The 17,358-nt window shown below is 72.5% G+C and carries 18 protein-coding genes; 5 read left to right on the plus strand and 13 right to left on the minus strand.

Annotation, left to right across the window (positions count from 1 at the left end; translation table 11 throughout):
• Positions 1-2: 2 nt before the first annotated feature.
• The 10 genes from cysD to ABZ937_RS05550 all read right to left on the minus strand — a co-directional run bounded on the left by cysD (position 3) and on the right by ABZ937_RS05550 (position 9,918).
• The gene (gene cysD / locus ABZ937_RS05505) at positions 3-938 is read right to left on the minus strand and encodes a sulfate adenylyltransferase subunit CysD (RefSeq protein WP_361685947.1); all 936 of its coding nucleotides are present in this window, start codon (positions 936-938) and stop codon (positions 3-5) included.
• A complete protein-coding gene (cysC, locus tag ABZ937_RS05510) occupies positions 935-1,507 on the minus strand; it encodes an adenylyl-sulfate kinase (protein WP_361685949.1) in 573 nt (190 codons plus the stop codon). The genes cysD and cysC overlap by 4 nt, the downstream gene beginning before the upstream one ends.
• A gap of 50 nt (positions 1,508-1,557) precedes the next feature.
• Entirely contained in the window at positions 1,558-2,277 is a 720-nt protein-coding gene (locus tag ABZ937_RS05515; protein ID WP_361685951.1) for a phosphoadenylyl-sulfate reductase, read from the minus strand.
• On the minus strand, positions 2,274-2,456 hold the full coding sequence (locus ABZ937_RS05520; RefSeq protein WP_361685953.1) for a hypothetical protein: 183 nt from the start codon (positions 2,454-2,456) through the stop codon (positions 2,274-2,276). The genes ABZ937_RS05515 and ABZ937_RS05520 overlap by 4 nt, the downstream gene beginning before the upstream one ends.
• On the minus strand, positions 2,453-4,150 hold the full coding sequence (locus ABZ937_RS05525; RefSeq protein WP_361685955.1) for a nitrite/sulfite reductase: 1,698 nt from the start codon (positions 4,148-4,150) through the stop codon (positions 2,453-2,455). Before ABZ937_RS05525 ends, ABZ937_RS05520 begins: the two co-directional genes overlap by 4 nt.
• 126 nt (positions 4,151-4,276) lie before the next feature.
• Positions 4,277-4,360 carry a putative leader peptide gene (locus ABZ937_RS05530; protein ID WP_309474722.1) on the minus strand — a complete coding sequence of 28 codons (84 nt, stop codon included), beginning with the start codon at positions 4,358-4,360 and terminating at the stop codon, positions 4,277-4,279.
• Positions 4,361-4,487: 127 nt separating this feature from the next.
• Complete coding sequence (locus tag ABZ937_RS05535) at positions 4,488-5,060, minus strand: GNAT family N-acetyltransferase (RefSeq protein WP_361685957.1); 573 nt, start codon at positions 5,058-5,060, stop codon at positions 4,488-4,490.
• 86 nt (positions 5,061-5,146) lie between these two features.
• Complete coding sequence (locus tag ABZ937_RS05540) at positions 5,147-6,481, minus strand: hypothetical protein (protein ID WP_361685959.1); 1,335 nt, start codon at positions 6,479-6,481, stop codon at positions 5,147-5,149.
• A gap of 175 nt (positions 6,482-6,656) precedes the next feature.
• Positions 6,657-7,946, minus strand: coding sequence for a GAF domain-containing protein (locus ABZ937_RS05545; protein WP_361685961.1), 1,290 nt, complete (start codon positions 7,944-7,946; stop codon positions 6,657-6,659).
• A gap of 334 nt (positions 7,947-8,280) precedes the next feature.
• Positions 8,281-9,918: an acyl-CoA dehydrogenase family protein gene (locus ABZ937_RS05550; RefSeq protein ID WP_361685963.1), complete on the minus strand. Its 1,638-nt coding sequence runs from the start codon at positions 9,916-9,918 to the stop codon at positions 8,281-8,283.
• Between the two features lie 132 nt (positions 9,919-10,050).
• On the opposite strand from ABZ937_RS05550, the gene ABZ937_RS05555 reads away from it, so the two are divergent.
• The 3 genes from ABZ937_RS05555 (at position 10,051) to ABZ937_RS05565 (ending at position 13,042) form a co-directional block, all read left to right on the plus strand.
• On the plus strand, positions 10,051-11,289 hold the full coding sequence (locus tag ABZ937_RS05555; protein ID WP_361685965.1) for a YihY/virulence factor BrkB family protein: 1,239 nt from the start codon (positions 10,051-10,053) through the stop codon (positions 11,287-11,289).
• A 253-nt stretch (positions 11,290-11,542) separates the two neighbouring features.
• Entirely contained in the window at positions 11,543-12,289 is a 747-nt protein-coding gene (locus tag ABZ937_RS05560; RefSeq protein ID WP_361685967.1) for a VC0807 family protein, read from the plus strand.
• A gap of 63 nt (positions 12,290-12,352) precedes the next feature.
• Positions 12,353-13,042, plus strand: a complete 690-nt coding sequence (locus ABZ937_RS05565) for a helix-turn-helix domain-containing protein (RefSeq protein ID WP_361685969.1) — start codon at positions 12,353-12,355, stop codon at positions 13,040-13,042.
• Here ABZ937_RS05565 and ABZ937_RS05570 read toward each other — a convergent pair.
• The 3 genes from ABZ937_RS05570 to ABZ937_RS05580 form a co-directional block, all read right to left on the minus strand.
• Positions 13,022-13,426 (minus strand): VOC family protein, encoded by a 405-nt coding sequence (locus ABZ937_RS05570; protein ID WP_361685971.1) that lies wholly within the window; start codon positions 13,424-13,426, stop codon positions 13,022-13,024. The genes ABZ937_RS05565 and ABZ937_RS05570 overlap by 21 nt on opposite strands.
• Positions 13,427-13,450: 24 nt before the next feature.
• Positions 13,451-14,284 (minus strand): DUF817 domain-containing protein, encoded by an 834-nt coding sequence (locus ABZ937_RS05575; protein WP_361685973.1) that lies wholly within the window; start codon positions 14,282-14,284, stop codon positions 13,451-13,453.
• A gap of 71 nt (positions 14,285-14,355) precedes the next feature.
• The gene (locus ABZ937_RS05580; protein ID WP_361685975.1) at positions 14,356-14,988 is read right to left on the minus strand and encodes a VOC family protein; all 633 of its coding nucleotides are present in this window, start codon (positions 14,986-14,988) and stop codon (positions 14,356-14,358) included.
• Positions 14,989-15,048: 60 nt separating this feature from the next.
• Here ABZ937_RS05580 and ABZ937_RS05585 point away from each other — a divergent pair, with 60 nt between their 5' ends.
• The gene (locus ABZ937_RS05585) at positions 15,049-15,597 is read left to right on the plus strand and encodes a membrane lipoprotein (RefSeq protein WP_361685977.1); all 549 of its coding nucleotides are present in this window, start codon (positions 15,049-15,051) and stop codon (positions 15,595-15,597) included.
• 239 nt (positions 15,598-15,836) lie between these two features.
• Positions 15,837-16,700 carry an isocitrate lyase/PEP mutase family protein gene (locus tag ABZ937_RS05590; protein WP_361685979.1) on the plus strand — a complete coding sequence of 288 codons (864 nt, stop codon included), beginning with the start codon at positions 15,837-15,839 and terminating at the stop codon, positions 16,698-16,700.
• Positions 16,701-17,358: the final 658 nt, after the last annotated feature.

Raw genomic sequence — 17,358 nt, forward strand, 5'->3', positions numbered from 1 at the left:
GCTTAGAAGTACCCCTCGCGCTTGCGGTCTTCCATCGCGGCCTCGGACAGCTTGTCGTCGGCGCGGGTCGCGCCCCGCTCGGTCAGCCGGGACGCGGCGATCTCGGCGATGACGGCGTCCAGCGTGGTCGCGTCCGAGTCGACGGCACCCGTGCAGGACATGTCGCCGACGGTGCGGTAGCGCACCTGGCGCTTCTCGACGGTCTCGCCGTCCTTCGGGCCGCCCCACTCGCCCGCGGTCAGCCACATCCCGCCCCGCTGGAACACCTCGCGCTCGTGCGCGAAGTAGATCTGCGGCAGCTCGATGCCCTCGCGGTCGATGTACTGCCAGACGTCCAGCTCGGTCCAGTTGGACAGCGGGAAGACGCGGACGTGCTCACCGGGGGCGTGCCGGCCGTTGTACAGGTTCCACAGCTCGGGGCGCTGGCGGCGCGGGTCCCACTGGGAGAACTCGTCGCGCAGGGAGAACACGCGCTCCTTGGCGCGGGCCTTCTCCTCGTCGCGCCGGCCACCGCCGAAGACCGCGTCGAACCTCTCCGACTGGATCTTCTCGGTGAGCGGCAGCGTCTGGAGGGGGTTGCGGGTGCCGTCGGGACGTTCCTTCAGCACACCGCGGTCGATGTAGTCCTGGACGGAGGCCACATGGAGGCGCAGCCCATGTGCGGCCACCACACGGTCCCGGTACTCAAGAACTTCCGGGAAGTTGTGTCCCGTGTCCACATGCAGCAGGGAGAAGGGGATCGCGGCCGGAGCGAACGCCTTCAGCGCGAGGTGCAGCATGACGATGGAGTCCTTGCCGCCGGAGAACAGGATCACCGGCTTCTCGAACTCGCCCGCCACCTCACGGAAGATGTGCACCGCCTCGGACTCCAGGGAGTCCAGGTGCGACAGGGCGTACGGGCTGTCCGTGCCCTCCTCCACCTTGGCGACCGTGGTCATGCCAGTCCCCTCTCGCTCAGCAGGGCGTACACGGAGGCCGCGGACTCCTGCACGGTCTGGTCCTGAGACTCGATCCGCAGATCGGGCGTCTCCGGCTCCTCGTACGGGTCGTCGACCCCGGTGAGCCCGGTCAGCTCGCCCGCGGCCTGCTTGGCGTACAGGCCCTTCACATCGCGCACGCTGCACACCTCGACCGGAGTCGCCACATGGATCTCCAGGTACGGCGTCCCGTTCTCCTCGTGCCGCACCCGCACCGCGTCCCGGCTGTCCGCGTACGGCGCGATCACCGGCACCAGCGCCTTGACGCCGTTACGCGCCAGCAGCTCGGCGACGAAGCCGATGCGCTGCACGTTGGTGTGCCGGTCCTCGCGGGAGAAGCCGAGACCCGCCGAGATGAACTCGCGGATCTCGTCGCCGTCGAGCACCTCGACACGGTGGCCCTCGGCGCGCAGCCGGCCCGCCAGCTCGTACGCGATGGTGGTCTTGCCGGCGCTCGGCAGACCCGTGAGCCAGACGGTGGCTCCGGTCGTCACGTGGTTCTCCTGAATCGCAGTGGTCGTTTCCGTCACAGCAGTAGCGACGGCAGCGGTGGACGACGTGTGCGTTGCTGTGTGCGCCGTCATCCGTGCAGCCCGCACTCGGTCTTGGCCCGGCCCGCCCAGCGGCCGGCCCGCGCGTCCTCGCCCTCCAGGACCCGCCGGGTGCACGGAGCGCAGCCGACGGAGGTGTAGCCGTCCATCAGCAGCGGGTTGGCGAGCACGCCGTGTTCGGTGATGTACGCGTCCACGTCGTCCTGGGTCCAGCGGGCGATCGGCGAGACCTTGACCTTCCGCCGCTTCTCGTCCCAGCCGACGACCGGGGTGTTCGCCCGGGTCGGGGACTCGTCGCGGCGCAGTCCGGTCGCCCACGCCTCGTAGCCCTTCAGCCCCTCCTCGAGCGGCTTGACCTTGCGCAGCGCGCAGCACAGGTCGGGGTCGCGGTCGTGCAGCTTCGGGCCGTACTCCGCGTCCTGCTCGGCGACCGTCTGCCGCGGCGTGAGGGTGATGACGTTGACGTCCATCACGGCCTCCACGGCGTCCCGGGTGCCGATGGTCTCCGGGAAGTGGTAGCCGGTGTCCAGGAAGACCACATCCACGGGGGCCTCGCCCTTCTGCACGCGCGAGGCGAGATGGGCGACCACGGCGTCCTCCATGGAGGAGGTGACGCAGAACTTCGCACCGAAGGTGTCCACCGCCCACTGGAGGATCTCCAGTGCGGAGGCGTCCTCCAGCTCGCGGCCCGCCTGCTCGGCGAGGGCCTTCAACTCCTCGGTCGTACGCTCTTCCTGAGCCGTCGTCATGTCCGGTCATCCCCTCCGTTGTCGGCTCGCTGAAGACCCCGGGCGAGCAGCCCGAGGAACTTCAGCTGGAATGCGCGGTTGCACGCCCCGCATTCCCAGGCACCGTGGCCCTGCTCGCTGGGACGCAGGTCCTCGTCACCGCAGTAGGGGCAGTAGAAGGGCGCGGCCCGCTCGCTCACGACAGGGCCTCCTCGGAAGCCCGGGAAGCCCAGGTGGCGAACCGCTCGCCGTCCTCGCGCTCCGCCTGGAACCGCTTCAGCACCCGCTCGACGTAGTCCGGCAGCTCCTCCGCGGTGACCTTCAGGCCGCGGACCTTGCGGCCGAAGCCCGGCTCCAGGCCCAGCGCGCCGCCGAGGTGCACCTGGTAACCCTCGACCTGCTCGCCCTTGTCGTTCAGCACGAGCTGGCCCTTGAGACCGATGTCCGCCACCTGGATACGGGCGCAGGCGTTCGGGCAGCCGTTGAGGTTGATCGTGATCGGCTCGTCGAAGTCCGGCAGACGGCGCTCCAGCTCGTCGATCAGCTGGGAGCCGCGCTGCTTGGTCTCCACGATGGCGAGCTTGCAGAACTCGATGCCGGTGCAGGCCATGGTGCCGCGCCGGAAGGAGGACGGCCGGGCGGTGAGGTCCAGCGCCTCCAGGCCCTCCACCAGCGAGTCGACCTGGTCCTGCTCGACGTCGAGGATGATCATCTTCTGCTCGACGGTGGTGCGGACCCGGCCCGAGCCGTGCGCCTCGGCGAGGTCGGCGACCTTCGTCAGCGTGGCGCCGTCGACCCGGCCGACCCGCGGGGCGAAGCCGACGTAGAAGCGGCCGTCCTTCTGCCGGTGCACACCGATGTGGTCGCGCCACTGCTGCACGGGCTGCTCGGGGGCGGGCCCGTCGATCAGCCTGCGCCCTCCCAGGTACTCGTCCTCCAGCACCTGACGGAACTTCTCCGCGCCCCAGTCGGCGACGAGGAACTTCAGCCGGGCGCGGGTACGCAGCCGGCGGTAGCCGTAGTCACGGAAGATCGAGATGACGCCCTCGTAGACGTCGGGGACCTCGTCGATCGGCACCCAGGCGCCCAGCCGCACGCCCAGCTTGGGGTTGGTGGACAGGCCGCCGCCCACCCACACGTCGAAGCCCGGGCCGTGCTCGGGGTGGCGCACGCCGACGAACGCGACGTCGTTGATCTCGTGCACGACGTCCAGCAGCGGCGAACCCGAGATGGCCGTCTTGAACTTGCGGGGAAGGTTGGAGTACGCCTTGTTGTTCAGGACGCGGCGCTTCATCTCCTCCAGCGCCGGCGTGGCGTCGATGATCTCGTCCTCGGCGATGCCCGCCACCGGGGAGCCGATCATCACACGCGGGGTGTCACCGCAGGCGGTGACGGTGGACAGGCCCACACCCTCCAGCCGCTCCCAGATCTCGGGCACGTCCTCGATCCGGATCCAGTGGTACTGGACGTTCTGCCGGTCCGTGATGTCCGCGGTGCCGCGCGCGAACTCCTGCGAGATCTCGCCGATCACCCGCAGCTGCCGCGTGGTGAGCGCCCCGCCGTCGATCCGCACCCGCAGCATGAAGTACGAGTCGTCCAGCTCCTCCGGCTCCAGGATCGCGGTCTTGCCGCCGTCGATCCCGGGACGGCGCTGGGTGTACAGCCCCCACCAGCGCATCCGGCCGCGCAGGTCGTTCGGGTCGATCGAGTCGAAGCCGCGCTTGGAGTAGATCGTCTCAATGCGTGTCCGCACATTGAGACCGTCGTCGTCCTTCTTGAACTGCTCGTTGCCGTTGAGGGGCGTGAAATGGCCAACGGCCCACTGGCCCTCGCCGCGGTGACGGCTCACCCTGCGGCGGGGCGCGGAGGCGGGGTTCTGCGGGGTGGCGGCCATGGTTGTACGTCCTTCGGGACCGATGGGAAATCAGCTCTGACCTGCACAGATGCGCGCACGCGGGCAGGCGTGCGCGGCATTGCGCAAGAAGAATCAGGTACGGGGTTCGCGGCGGTGCTGGGGGCGTCAGCTCACCGGACAGATGGCGCTGGACATGCGGCCGAGGTCGACGTGCCGCCGACTCACCAAGGCAATTCCAGTTCCAGACATGGCGGAAGCGTGTCACGGCGATCTGGACAGAGTCCAGCTTCGTCCATCATGCGGACACCCTTGTCCCGGAATGTGGAACAAGGGTGTCGTCGCTCACATGCGTCGCCGGGAGGCTTGTCCCGGCAGGTCAGGCGGGGTATGCGCCGAGCCACGGCCCCGGAGTGGCCAGGTCGGGCTCCAGCTCCACCTTGGTGTCGAACAGCTTGAAGCCGCGCCGCTGGTAGTTGTCCATCGCGAACTCGCCGTCCTTGCTGCACGTGTGCAGCCACACCCGCTTCGTCGGCGTCCGCCCCGGCCACCGCTCGGCCAGGTCCCAGGCGCGGGCCGTGCCGTACGACAGCAGGTGGCCGCCGATGCGCCGGCCGCGGAAGGCGGGGATCAGCCCGAAGTAGACGATCTCGACGACGCCCTCGTCCTGCGGGTCCAGCTCGACATAGCCGGCCGGGGTGCCCCGGTCGTAGGCCACCCAGGTCTCCACGCCGGGCCGCTCCAGGTACTCCTGCCACCGCGCGTACGACCAGCTCAGCCGGTCGGTCCAGTGGATGTCGCCGCCGACCGAGGCGTACAGGAACCGGCTGAACTCGGGGGAGGGCGCCGCGGCGCGGACGATCCGGACGTCGCCGTCGGGCGCGGCGGCGGGCAGGAGGTCGGCCGGGGAGGTCTGCTCCAGGGACCAGGTGGTGACAGGGACGCTGCTCATGCGGGCCAGGGAATCATCCCGCCACCGGTTCTGTCGATCGGGTCCGGGCGCCGGCGGAGGGGGAGCCCGGGCCGCCCGCGGAGAGGTCAGTCCAGGGCGCCGTCGAGGTCGGCCAGGGGCAGCGCGAACAGCATGCGGTCCGACAGGGACCACACCTCGCCCGTCTCCTGCCAGTAGGAGAGGGACCCCGCCCCCCGCGCCCAGCAGCGCTCCGAGGCGTCGGAGCCGCACCGGGCGGCCTGGGCGCCCTCGGTGTCCTGCCGCCACAGTCCCCCGTGCCCATCCTGCGAAGCGGGCAGCCGTCCCACATACCAGGACGACCGATCCGCGCCGGCCTTCCGGTACGACAGCACGCCCCTGATCCCGGCCGCCCGGGTCCGGTACGCCTCCACCGCCTCGGCCCGCCCCGCCCCGTCCGTGGCGAGCAGCCCGGCCCGCGCCGGATCGATGCTGAACGCGTACCGCCACAGCCGGGCGGGCCGGTCGGCGCCGGGCGCGGTCCACTCCGCCGCGGTCAAGGTGTCGGGTGCCGTACCCCGGTCGAGGGCGAGCGCGCCGGGGCAGGGTGGCCCGGAGGGGCCGCAGCGGCCGGCGGTGAAGCGGTAGGAGCCGACCGCGGGCAGGACGTAGCCGTAGCCGTCGGCGGACCAGCCGCCGGGCACCCGGCCGACGGCGGGTGCGTCGACCGTGGTGCGCTGGATGCGGTCGAGGTCGTAGACGTAGAGCGCGTCGGCGCTGCCGGTCGTGGTGGTGACCAGCAGCTTGTCCTCGTACCAGACCATGCCGGAGACGCCGGATGCCAGGCTCCGGTAGTCCCGGCCGCCGTCGACCGGTACCACCAGCAGCACCCAGCGGTAGGCGAGGTGCGCGGGGTCGTCGGCGTCGACGAAGGCGACCCGGGCGAGGCCGCGCTCGCCGGGGCGGCCGGTGCCGGTGCTGTGGGTCCAGCCGGCGAGGACGACCCGGTGGGTGCCCCAGACGCCGTCGCCGTCGGCGTCCCCGGACGTGGTCACGGAGGCCGGCCGCCAGTCGTCGGCGGCGGTGTCGGCCGGGTCCCAGCAGTAGGCGCGGGCCACGGCCGGGGCGACGGGCAGGGACGCGCGGTCGCCGGCGGAGCAGTCGGCGGCCTCCCGCAGTTCCCGGTCGGCACTCTGCAGAACGGTGTCGACGCCGACCGGGCGGCCCATCGCGGCCTCGAGCCGGTCCAGCGTGCGGGCGGGGACCAGGTCCTCCTGGAGTCGGAGCCGGTCCGTGTCCGCCGGGGAGGTCAGCGGCTTGAGCGCACCCGGGTCCTCGGCGACCTCGGCCTGGGACGCGCTGATCAGGGTGGCGGCGGCGGTGAGCGCCAGCGCGGTCCCGGTCAGGACGGCGCGCAGTGCCGCGCCCCGTCTGCGCCGGCGGTGTCTGCCGCGATGCTTCATCTCTCCTCCAGAGGACGGGCCAACTGCGCCTCATGGTCCGTACGTTGACCCGAGGAGCAGGTGGGGAGGCCCTTACGGGATGCTACGGCAGGAAGGGGCCGGGTAGGGCCAAGACCCCGCAGATGGGCGGAAGGCATCGCTGCGGGGCCGGTGCCGGGCGGACCGTCGCCCACGCTCAGGGCCTCCCGGTCCGGACGTCCTGCGGGGCATTCCGTTTCCGGGCCACGGAGGGCGCTGTCGACTGGGGGAGCAGGTCGCGGAGGTCATCTGGAAGGAGTACTTCCACTTCCGTGTCGTCGCCGAAACGATACGGCCGGTGTTGCAGAAGGTCCCCGAGATACCGCCTGATTCTGGACATCTCGGCTCGCACGGTCACGGTCCTGGAAGGATCGCCGAACAGGTCCTCCGCCAGCCCCGCGGCCCCCCGCCCGGCGCGGTGCTCGGCGAGCAGGAACAGCAGTTCGGCGTGGCGCGGACTGAGTTCCCGCGACCAGGAGCCCGCCGAGGCCGTGACCGTCACCGTGCAGCGGCCCGGCCGGGCGAGGTCCAGCACGATCCGCCGGGCGGCGGTGGCGAGCGGCTCGTCCCCGGCCCGCAGCAGCCACCCCCCGGCCAGCGGCTCCACCGCGCACGGACCGAGCGAGGGCAGCCACCGGTGGCCCGGCGCCAGCGACTTGGGCAGCGCCACCCGCCGCACGTACGGCATCCCGGTCACCGCCGCCGTCCAGCCGTTCCGGTCCACCACCAGCGCCCGGCCGGCCAGCCGGGCCAGCACCGGCGCCGCCACCGCCCGCAGCCGCTCCAGCGCGGCCCCGTGCAGCTCCCGCAGCCGGGCCTCGGCCAGCTTGGCCACCGAGTCCACCCACGCGAGGGTGGCCGGATGCATGGTCTCCAGCGGGCCGCTGACGTCCACCACCCCGAGCAGCCGGCCGTCCCGAGGGTCGGTGATCGGGGCGCCCGAACACGTCCAGGACGTGTGCGACCGTACGAAGTGCTCTGCGGCGAACACCTGCACGGGCCGCCGGACCACGGCCGGGGTCCCCACCCCGTTGGTGCCGACGACGTCTTCCCGCCAGTCCGCGCCGAGTTCAAAACCGAGCCCGTCGGCCTTGCGCAGGACCGGAGCCGCGCCCTCCCGCCACAGCACACGCCCGTCGGCGTCCGCGACGACCATGATGTGCTGGGCGACGTCCGCGACCGAAAGCAGCCCCTCCCGCAGCACCGGCAGGACGTGCCGCAGCGGCGACTCCTCCCGCCTGCGCCGCACCTCGTCGGAGGGCAACAGCCCGGACCTGAAATCGCGTTCCGGGTCGACGCCGCCGCGCAGCATCCGTCCCCATGACTGCTCGATCACCGGACGGGGCGCGATCCGCACACGCTGTCCGGCCAGGGTGGCCTCGCGCATCTCGTTCAGCACCCGCGCCGCCTGCGCCGCGTCCACGGCGGCCAGGCGCGCCACGTTCATCGGCGGGTTCCCCACTGCGGTCCTCCCGGAAAAGGGTGTCGAACACACTTGTCAAGCCGTCCGGGCGGCGGTTTCCGGTCCGACTGTGCCTCTCATACTGCCGTTCCGGGCATGGCGGAGGCACAGACTCCGCGCACGTGCCCCCATAAGTTGCAACCCCTTGCAACCCTGGTGAACCTCTCAGGGGTGGCTGAGACTTGACCCCGGCGCGTTGCGCGCCCGCGCGTACGCGTCCGCGGGCTCGACGGGCCCAGGTGGTGGGGGTGGTGCCGTGTCGGCGCAGCACCACCCCTGCCGTTCGGCGGTTCGCGCCCCTGGGCCGGACCGACGCGTCTCAGAAGGCCGGCCTTGCCCGGTTCACCACCGACTCCAGGTCCAGGCCCGTCGGCAGCGTGCCGAAAGACGCCCCGTGGTCGCCGCCCAGGCGGGAGGCGCAGAAGGCGTCGGCCACCTCCGGCGGCGCGTGCCGGACCAGGAGCGAGCCCTGGAGCACCAGCGCGAGGCGCTCCACCACGCGCCGTGCGCGGCCCTCGATGGCATCCAGATCGGCGAGTTCGGTGAACAGGTCCTTCACGGCGCGGTCGAGGCGGTGGTCGGCGCCGTGGGCCCGGCCGATCTCGATCAGACAGGCGTTGAGCGCGCCCGGCTCGCGTTGCAGCGCCCGGAGCACGTCCAGCGCCTGAACGTTCCCGGCACCCTCCCAGATCGAGTTCAGCGGCGACTCCCGCACCAGCCGGGGCAGGCCGGACTCCTCTACGTACCCGTTGCCGCCCAGACACTCGGCGGCCTCCACGGCGACGGGCGTACAGCGCTTGGTGATCCAGTACTTGGCCGCCGGCACCGCGAGCCGCAGGAAGGCGCGCTCCTGCTCGCTCCCGTCGTCGTACGCGGCGGCGAGCCGCAGCGCCAGCGCGGTCGCGGCCTCCGACTCCAGCGCGAGATCGGCGAGGACGTTGCGCATCAGCGGCTTGTCGGCCAGCTTCCCGCCGAACGCCTCCCGGTACGTGCAGTGGTGCACCGCCTGGGCCACGGCCTGCCGCATCAGGCCCGCCGAGCCGAGCGCGCAGTCCAGCCGGGTCGCGGCGACCATCCCGATGATCGTGCGCACCCCCTGACCCTCCTCGCCGACCCGGCGCGCCCAGGTGCCGTCGAACTCGACCTCGGCGGAGGCGTTCGAGCGGTTGCCCAGCTTGTCCTTCAGCCGCTGGAGGAGGAAGACGTTGCGGCTGCCGTCGGGCAGGACCCGCGGGACCAGGAAGCAGGTGAGCCCGCCGGGGGCCTGCGCGAGCACCAGGAACGCGTCCGACATGGGCGCCGAGCAGAACCACTTGTGCCCGGTCAGCAGATAGGTGCCGGCCTCCGCGAGGGGGCGTGCGCCGGTGGTGTTCGCGCGGACGTCGCTGCCGCCCTGCTTCTCGGTCATGCCCATCCCGAACAGCGCGCCGGCCTTCTGCCCGGGGGGCCGCAGCTCGCGGTCGTAGACCGTGGACGCCAGCCGGGGCTCCCACACGGCGGCCAGCTCCGGGTCGGCGCGCAGCGCGGGCACGGCCGCGTGCGTCATCGACAGCGGACAGCAGGTGCCCGCCTCGACCTGCGTCCACACCAGGAACCCGGCCGCCCGGCGCACATGCCCGGCGGGCCGCGACCAGGCGCCGGTCAGCCCGGCCGAGAGGCCCTTGCCGAGCAGCCGGTGCCAGGACGGATGGAACTCGACCTCGTCGATCCGGTGGCCGTAGCGGTCGTGGCTGCGCAGCCGGGGCAGGTGCTCGTTCGCCTGCGCCGCCCACTCCTGCAGCTGCGCCGAGCCCGCGGCCCGGCCGAGCGCGGACAGCTCGGCGCGCACCTCGTCCAGGACACCCGGGCCGGTGTACCGGTCGACGGCCTCGACGAGGGCCCGGTCGGCGGTGAAGACGTCGTAGCCGACCAGCGGTGGCGGCTGGTTCGTCACGGTGTGGGTGGGGGTGCCTGCCATGATTCCGAACCTACCCGGGACGGCGGCGCTGATGACCCCCAGAGTGACACAGCACCGGCCGGCGGGCGGGCCCGACCCGGCCGTCCGCCCCGGAAGGTGAGTGCGGTCCCGTGCTGCGGATACCTTTGGGTCGTGCAGCCAGCAAGTGAAACCCCCGAGCAGCCGGCCGGCCGGCTCCACCGGGCCAGAGCCCTCTACCGGAACGTCTCCAAGCGCAGGACCGCCTGGCTGTTGCTCAAGGACACCGTCAATTCCTGCATGGAGTACCGCATCCTGGGCCTGGCGGCCGAGGCGGCGTTCTTCACGCTGCTGTCCGTGCCGCCGCTGCTGCTGAGCCTCATCGGCCTTCTCGGCTACGTCGACGCCTGGACCGGCGCGGACACGATCAAGAGCCTGGAGAGCAACCTCCTGGAGGCCTCCCGCACGGTCCTGTCCGACAAGGGCGTGAAGGAGATCGCCGAGCCGATCCTGAACGACGTGATGAAGGGCGGCCGGCCCGACGTCATCTCCATCGGCTTCCTGTTCGCCCTGTGGTCCGGCTCGCGCGCCGTGAACGTCTTCATCGACACCATCACCGTCATGTACGGCCTGGACGGCGTCCGGGGCATCGTCAGGACCCGGATCATGGCGTTCCTGCTGTTCATCGTGGCCCTGCTGATCGGCTCGGTGGCGCTGCCGCTGATGGTGGCGGGGCCCGACGCGGTGGTGCGGATCCTGCCCTGGTCGGAGACGGTCGTCCAGGTCCTGTACTGGCCGGTCGTGATCCTCCTGTCGATCATCTTCCTGACCACCCTGTACCACGTCTCCGTGCCCGTTCGCTCCCCGTGGATCGAGGACGTGCCCGGCGCGCTGGTCGCCCTGGCCATGTGGGTCCTCGGCAGCTTCCTGCTCCGCATCTACCTCACGAACACCATCGAGGGCGCCACGATCTACGGCTCCCTCGCCGCCGCCGTCGCCGTCCTGCTGTGGATCGGTGTGTCCGCCTTCGCCGTGCTGGTCGGCGCGGCGGTGAACGCGGCCATCGACCGGGTCTGGCCCGCCGCGGCCACGGCCGCCGCCCGCGAGGCCAACGAGCGGCTCCGTGAGGCGCAGGTCGTCGAGTACGTCGCCCGCGCCGCGGCGGCCCGCGAGGCCGACCCCGAGGACCCGGACATGCCCTCCGAGTTCCCGGAGCGCTGGTCCCGCTTCCTGCCCCCGGAGGACGTGACGGCCCGCCTCCGCACCCACGCGAAGAACCCTCACCACGCGCACAAGGTGAAGGGGGTCAACGGCGGAGGCGGCGGAGGCGGTGGCGCCAACGGGCCCCATGGGATCAACGGGGGGCACGGGGATGCGGGGCATCGGGGGCATCCTGGGCATCCGGGGCAGTGACGGTCCGGTCGACGGTCCGGCCCGGGCGAATCGGTTCGCCGGGTGTGATCGGCTTCCGTCCCTGAGGTGCGCGGTGTCGTCTCCATCCGCGGGTCTGCGCCCGTCGGTGGAGAACGGGGCCGCGATTTTCCTCCCGCTTTCCACCCGGCACTCCACCCGTGCTCCGATCCGCCGGACCCCGCCCCGCGCCTAGCGTGGTCGCGCAGGCCGGAACCGTCCGGCCAGCGGCAGGAGGGGCAGGGAGGCGGCGGACATGGCGGACTCGGCGGAGCGGACACGACAGCGCGGTACGACGCGCCGCGCGGCCGGCACGGCTCGCGGCCCGCTGCTGGCCCTCGCCGCCGACATCGTCCTCCCGCTCCTGATCTACTACGCGGCCCGCGCGCTCGGCGCGGGCCAGGGACCGGCGCTGCTGCTGAGCGGCGTATCACCGGCCCTGCGCCTGCTGACGGGCGCGGTACGGCACCGGCGGATCGACGGGGTGGACCTGTTCTTCACGGTCCTGCTGGCCGCCGCCGCGCTGGTGTCCCTGATCGGCGGCGGCCCCCGCGTGCTGCTGTTCAAGGACGCGGCACTGTCCCTCGTGGTCGGCGGCTGGGTGCTCGGCACCGCGTTCACCAGCAGACCGCTGGCCTTCCAGCTGGGACAGCGACTGCACGGGGCAGACGTGGCCCGCGCGCGGACCGGGATCTGGCGGGACTGCGCCGCGTTCCGCCGGGGACTGCGGGTGCTCACCCTGGTCTGGGGAGCCGAGCAGCTGCTCGACGGCGGGCTGAGCACGCTCGCCGCCGTCACCCTGCCGCCCGACACGGTTCCCCTGCTCACCCGGGTCCTCTCCCTGGCGCTGCTCGCCCTGGTCGCCGGGGCCACCGCGGTCTACGCCCGCCGCTTCCGCATACGCCACACCCTCCCGCTGTTCGGCGCCCCCGCGGCGGCGACGGCACACGAGGGCAGACCCGCCCCGGCTCCCGCGTCCGGACCGGCCCGGCGCCCTGCCTGACCGGGCCGGCAGGCACCCTCAGGCAGGCGACGCGGTCCCCGTGAGGGACGTACGCTGGCTCGCGTGTACGCGGAGCGGCCGTCCCGGCTGGCCGGCGCCGTCGTGTGGACGAACTCCCCGACCGGCACCGGTGTCGGGCCCGTGCTGCCCGACGGCTGCATGGACCTGCTGTGGTGCGAGGGTCGGCTGCTGGTCGCGGGTCCCGACACCCGCGCCCATGTCCCCGAGGGCCCGGCGCGTTCCTGGGCGGGCATCCGCTTCTTCCCCGGCACCGCGCCAGCCCTGCTCGGCGTTCCCGCGCACGAACTGCGTGACCTCCGGGTGGAGTTGGCGGACATCTGGCCCGCGGCGAGGGTCCGGCGGCTGCGCGACCGGCTCGCGGCGGCACCCGACCCGGCGACCGGGCTGGAGGACATCGCCCTGGACCGGGCGGCGGAGGCGGGCGCCCCGGACCCGGTGCTGCGCCGGCTGGTGGAGTGCCTGGACGAGGGCCGTCAGGTGTCCGCGACGGCCGCCGAACTCGGTTTCGGCGGACGCCGGTTGCACCGCCGCTGTCTGACCGCGTTCGGCTACGGGCCGAAGACCCTGGCCCGCATCCTGCGGCTGCAGCGGGCGCTGGCCCTGGCCCGGTCCGGGACGGCGTACGCCGAGACGGCGATCCGCGCGGGCTATGCGGATCAGCCCCATCTGGCGCGGGAGGTACGGGAGCTGGCGGGCATGCCGCTCGGGGAGCTACTCGCCGGCGGCGGGTAGCGGGGCGAACAGATCGACCCCGTTGCCGTCGGGGTCGTGCACGGTGGCGTACCGCTGCCCCCAGAAGGCGTCCCACGGCTTGAGTTCTCCGTGATGGCCGGCGGCCACCAGTTCCTCGTAGCGGGCGTCGACCTCGGCGGGGGAGCCGCACCGGAAGGCGAGCGCGATCCGCCCTCCGCCGGCGGGCGGCCGCCATCCGGGGTGGAAGGAGCGGACGGTCTCCTCGGTGTCCAGGGCGAGGACCAGGCCGCCGGGCAACTCGGCCTCGACATGCGGCTGGTTCTCGGCTCCCTCCGGGAAGACCAGTCCGAGGCGGCGGTAGAAGGCGAGGGAGGCGGCCAGGTCGGAGGTCACGATGCCGATCACGGCGAATTGTTCGGTCATGCGGTCACCGTAGGCAGCGCCCGGTCAGCCGGTCTTGAAGGAATCGGACACCGGCGGCGGACACCGGCCCGGCTCCTGGCGGCCCGCGAGGTGCTCGACGAGGACGAAGGTCACGCTGATCAGCAGGGACCAGGCACCGAACTTGGTCAGCGGCACCGGCTGCCAGCCGGCGAGCTGCTGCGGGTAGTTCCAGGCGCCCGCATAGGTGGCGGCGTTCTCGGCGACCCACAGGAAGAAGCCGATCAGCACGAAGGAGACGGCGAGGGGCATGCGGTAGCGACGGGTGCCCACGTGGAAGCCCACCCAGGTGCCGGCGGTCGCGGCGGTCATCGCCACCGCGAGCGGCCAGCGCAGATCCGGCATCCAGTGGTGGGTGAAGAAGTTGAGGTAGACGGCGGCGGCGACCAGGGTCGTGGCGGCGGCGCGGTAGCGGGTGTAGCGCAGCCGCATCAGCCGCCGGGCCCGGCATACGTAACTGCCGACCGCCGCGTACATGAAGCCGCCGTACAACGGCACCCCGGCGACCTTGGTGAGGGCGTCCTCGGGGTAGCTCCAGGACCCCATGTGCACCTTGACCAGCTCGAACAGCAGCCCCACCAGGTGGCACACGGCGATGACGGCGGTGTCCCGACGGGTCTCCCAGCCCACCCGGCGGGCGACGAGGGTGAGCAGCACGCCGTAGACCAGGACCAGGTCGTAGCGCGCCACGGGCAGCGGGGGCAGCAGCCGGGAGCCACCGATCCCGGCCAGCAGTGCCACGGCGAAGGCGCAGGCGCGGGTCTGGAGCACCCCGAACCGCACCAGCTGCCCGAACCCGTGCCGGAGTCCTCCCGGGACGGACCTCTCCTCGTAGCGCATGCCCCCTCCTCCGCGCGACGGCGAGGGGCCCGATACTAGGGGCTCAATTGAACACGTTCAAATATGAGCTGTCAGTCGAAGGTGACCGGTCCGTTCGGTGTGGCCACGGTGAAGGAGAGGGCGGTCGGGCCCGTGGTGAGGGACAGCGAGGTGCCCAGGGCCGTCAGCGGGGCGTGCAGCTCCTTTGGGGCGGGGGCCGAGGCCGACACCGCCAGCAGGGGGGTGACCGGCAGGCCCGAGGCGGCCGGGTGCCGGGAGTCACCCCAGTCGATGAGGAACGGCAGCAGACCCGGGGCGTCCCCGGGGCCGGCGTCGGTCAGCCGCCAGCGCAGCAGGGTGCCGTCCGGGGTGCGGCGGCTCATCGGCCGTACCGGGCCCGGGTCATGACCCCGCTCCCGCGCCCGCGCGACCGCCTCGTCCAGGTCGGGCGGGCTGATGGCCCAGGTCAGCACGGTGGGCCGGGGCAGTTGGTCGACGCCGAACGGCCGCGGTCCGGTGGGTCCGGGCTGTTCCGGGTCGGGGCCGAGGATCTCCAGGTAGCTCCGGCCGCCCAGTCCCACCAGGTGATTGCGCGTACCCAGTCCCAGGTGCACCCCGCCGGGCACCGGGGTGACCCCGGTCCGGCGTGCGAACTCCGCGACCGTCGCGCCCAAGTCCGGTGTGGCGAGGACGAGATGGTCCAGCAGCGGTGGAATGGCGTTCATCGCAGGAGGTTACGGGATCGGGGTGCGTCCTGGGGAGCGCCTGTGCGGCACCATGGGCGCATGATCCGTACCGTACGCACCCTGCCGCTGCTCCTGCTCCTGCCCGCGCTGCTCACGGCGTGCGGCACCGAGAAGGCGGACGCCGGCGACGCCCGGGAGCCGGTGCCCACCACCACGAAGCGGACCGAGGTCGATGCCCGCCTGCGCGCGCTGGGCATCGCACCGGAACTCGTCTACCTCACCGACGTACCCGGCTTCACGCTCGCGCAGCAGTCCGTCGGGGTGAACGGCGACGACGGCTTCTCCGTCGCCTACTGGGCGAAGAACGGCGCCGTACTGCATCTCTACGCCGAGCGGGGCAGTGCCGCCGACTGCCCCGAGGGCTACACCTGCCTGGCTCCGGCCAAGGGCCAAGTGGTGCGGATCGGCGGAGAGAAGGTCGCGCCCGAGGTGCTGCGCCGAGCCGCGGACGCGGTCCACCGCCCCGCCGCTGAGGAGCTGGCCGGAATCCTGCCGCCGGCCCGCACGGCGACGGCCCCGGTGCAGCGCGGGGACCTCCCGTCGTACGGCGACGGAGCGCCCGACAACAGTGTCGGCGAGGGCGGTTGAGCGGATGGTCCGCCGGCGCATGGGCCGCGGTTTCCCGGCTCACCCGAACGGGGGGCTCACGGGGGGCGCTCCGGCTCGCTGAGTGACGTTTCTGCGGTGAACCGGTTCCGCCATTGGGGTGAGTAAAGGTCGCGTAGGGGGAAGGTCACGTGACTATCTAGAGATGCTCTTGTCTTGGCAAAGGGCGTCGAGACGCGCGGCCACCCCTCGCGTCACCCACCCACAGGAGGAGCCGGACCTTGACTTACGGTAAGAAGCTGCGCGAGCGCATCGCCGGGCCCGGGACCACACCGCTGATCGGCGTGTACGACATGTACTCGGCGTCGATCGCGGCCAAGCACTACGACGGGATGTTCGTATCGGGCTTTGGCTTTGCGGCCTCGTACTACGGGTTGCCGGACATCGGATTCATCGCCTGGCCCGACATGGTGGCCTTCGTCCAGAGGCTGCGGGGCGCGTTCCCGCACCACCATCTGCTGGTCGATATCGACGACGGGTACGTCGATCCCGAGGTCGCCTGCCATGTCGTCGAGGGGCTGGAACGCATCGGTGCCTCCGGGGTGATCCTGGAGGACCAGAAGCGGCCCCGCCGCTGCGGCCACGCCGACGGCAAGCAGGTGCTGCCGCTGGAGGAGTACCTGGAGAAGCTGCACAAGGTCCTGGAGACCCGCAACGACCTGGTCGTGGTGGCCCGCACGGACGCCACCGACGAGCACGACATCCTGCACCGCGCCGAGCGGCTGGCGGCCACCGACGCCGATGTGGTGCTGGTCGACGGAGTGCGCAGCGTCGAGTGGATCGAACGGATCCGGAAGGTCGTCGGGGACAAGCCGCTGCTGTTCAACCAGATCGCCGGCGGCAAGTCGCCCCGCCTGTCCCTCGGTGAACTGTCCGACCTCGGCGTGGACGTGGCCATCTACAGCACGCCATGTCTGTTCGCCGCGCACGAGGCGATGGACGCCGCGCTCTCCGGCCTGAAGGCGGCCGACGGCCGGCTGCCGGAGGTGGATCCCGCGCGCGGGATCGGCGTGAAGGCCTCCACCAGCCTGCTGGAGCGCAACATCGACCCCGAGCGGCTCACCCCCGAGGGCGTGGGCGTGTGAGCGGTGCCGCTTCCCGGCTCGGGGTCGCCGCGGTGGCGGCGGCCGCACTGCTCGGCGCCGGTGCCGTTCCCACGGAGGCGGCCGGGGGCCTGATCACCGTGATCGACAACTCCCATGCCGACTCCTGGCTCGAAGTCGATCGCGCGGCCAACGTGCAGAACGGCAGCGGTACCGCCGGCAGCGACCACGACGGCAGCGCCGTGGACGTGGTGGAGGCCCTCGTCAGCGCCTCCGGCCGGGCCGAGGAGGGCTCGCCCTCGGCGCCGTCAGCCGGCGCGGAGGGGGCTGGCCCTGTCGGTGCCTCCGGTCGGTCCGAGGAGGGCTCTTCGCGGTCGGGCGGGGCGGCTGGGGTCGATCCCGGCGGTGCGTCCGGCCGGGGTGGGCAGGGTTCGGCCTCGGCGCCGTCAGTCGGCGCGGAGGGGACTGGCCCTGTCGGTGCCTCCGGTCGGGGCGACGAGGGCTCTTCGCGGTCGGGCGGGGCGGCTGGGGTCGATTCCGGCGGTGCGTCCGGCCGGGGTGGGCAGGGTTCGGCCTCGGCGCCGTCAGCTGGCGCGGAGGGGGCTGGCCCTGTCGGTGCCTCCGGTCGGGGCGACGAGGGCTCTTCGCGGTCGGGCGGGGCGGCTGGGGTCGATTCCGGCGGTGCGTCCGGCCGGGGTGG

The sequence above is a fragment of the Streptomyces sp. NPDC046727 genome, from assembly GCF_040645635.1.
In the GTDB taxonomy this organism is placed as follows: Bacteria; Actinomycetota; Actinomycetes; order Streptomycetales; family Streptomycetaceae; genus Streptomyces.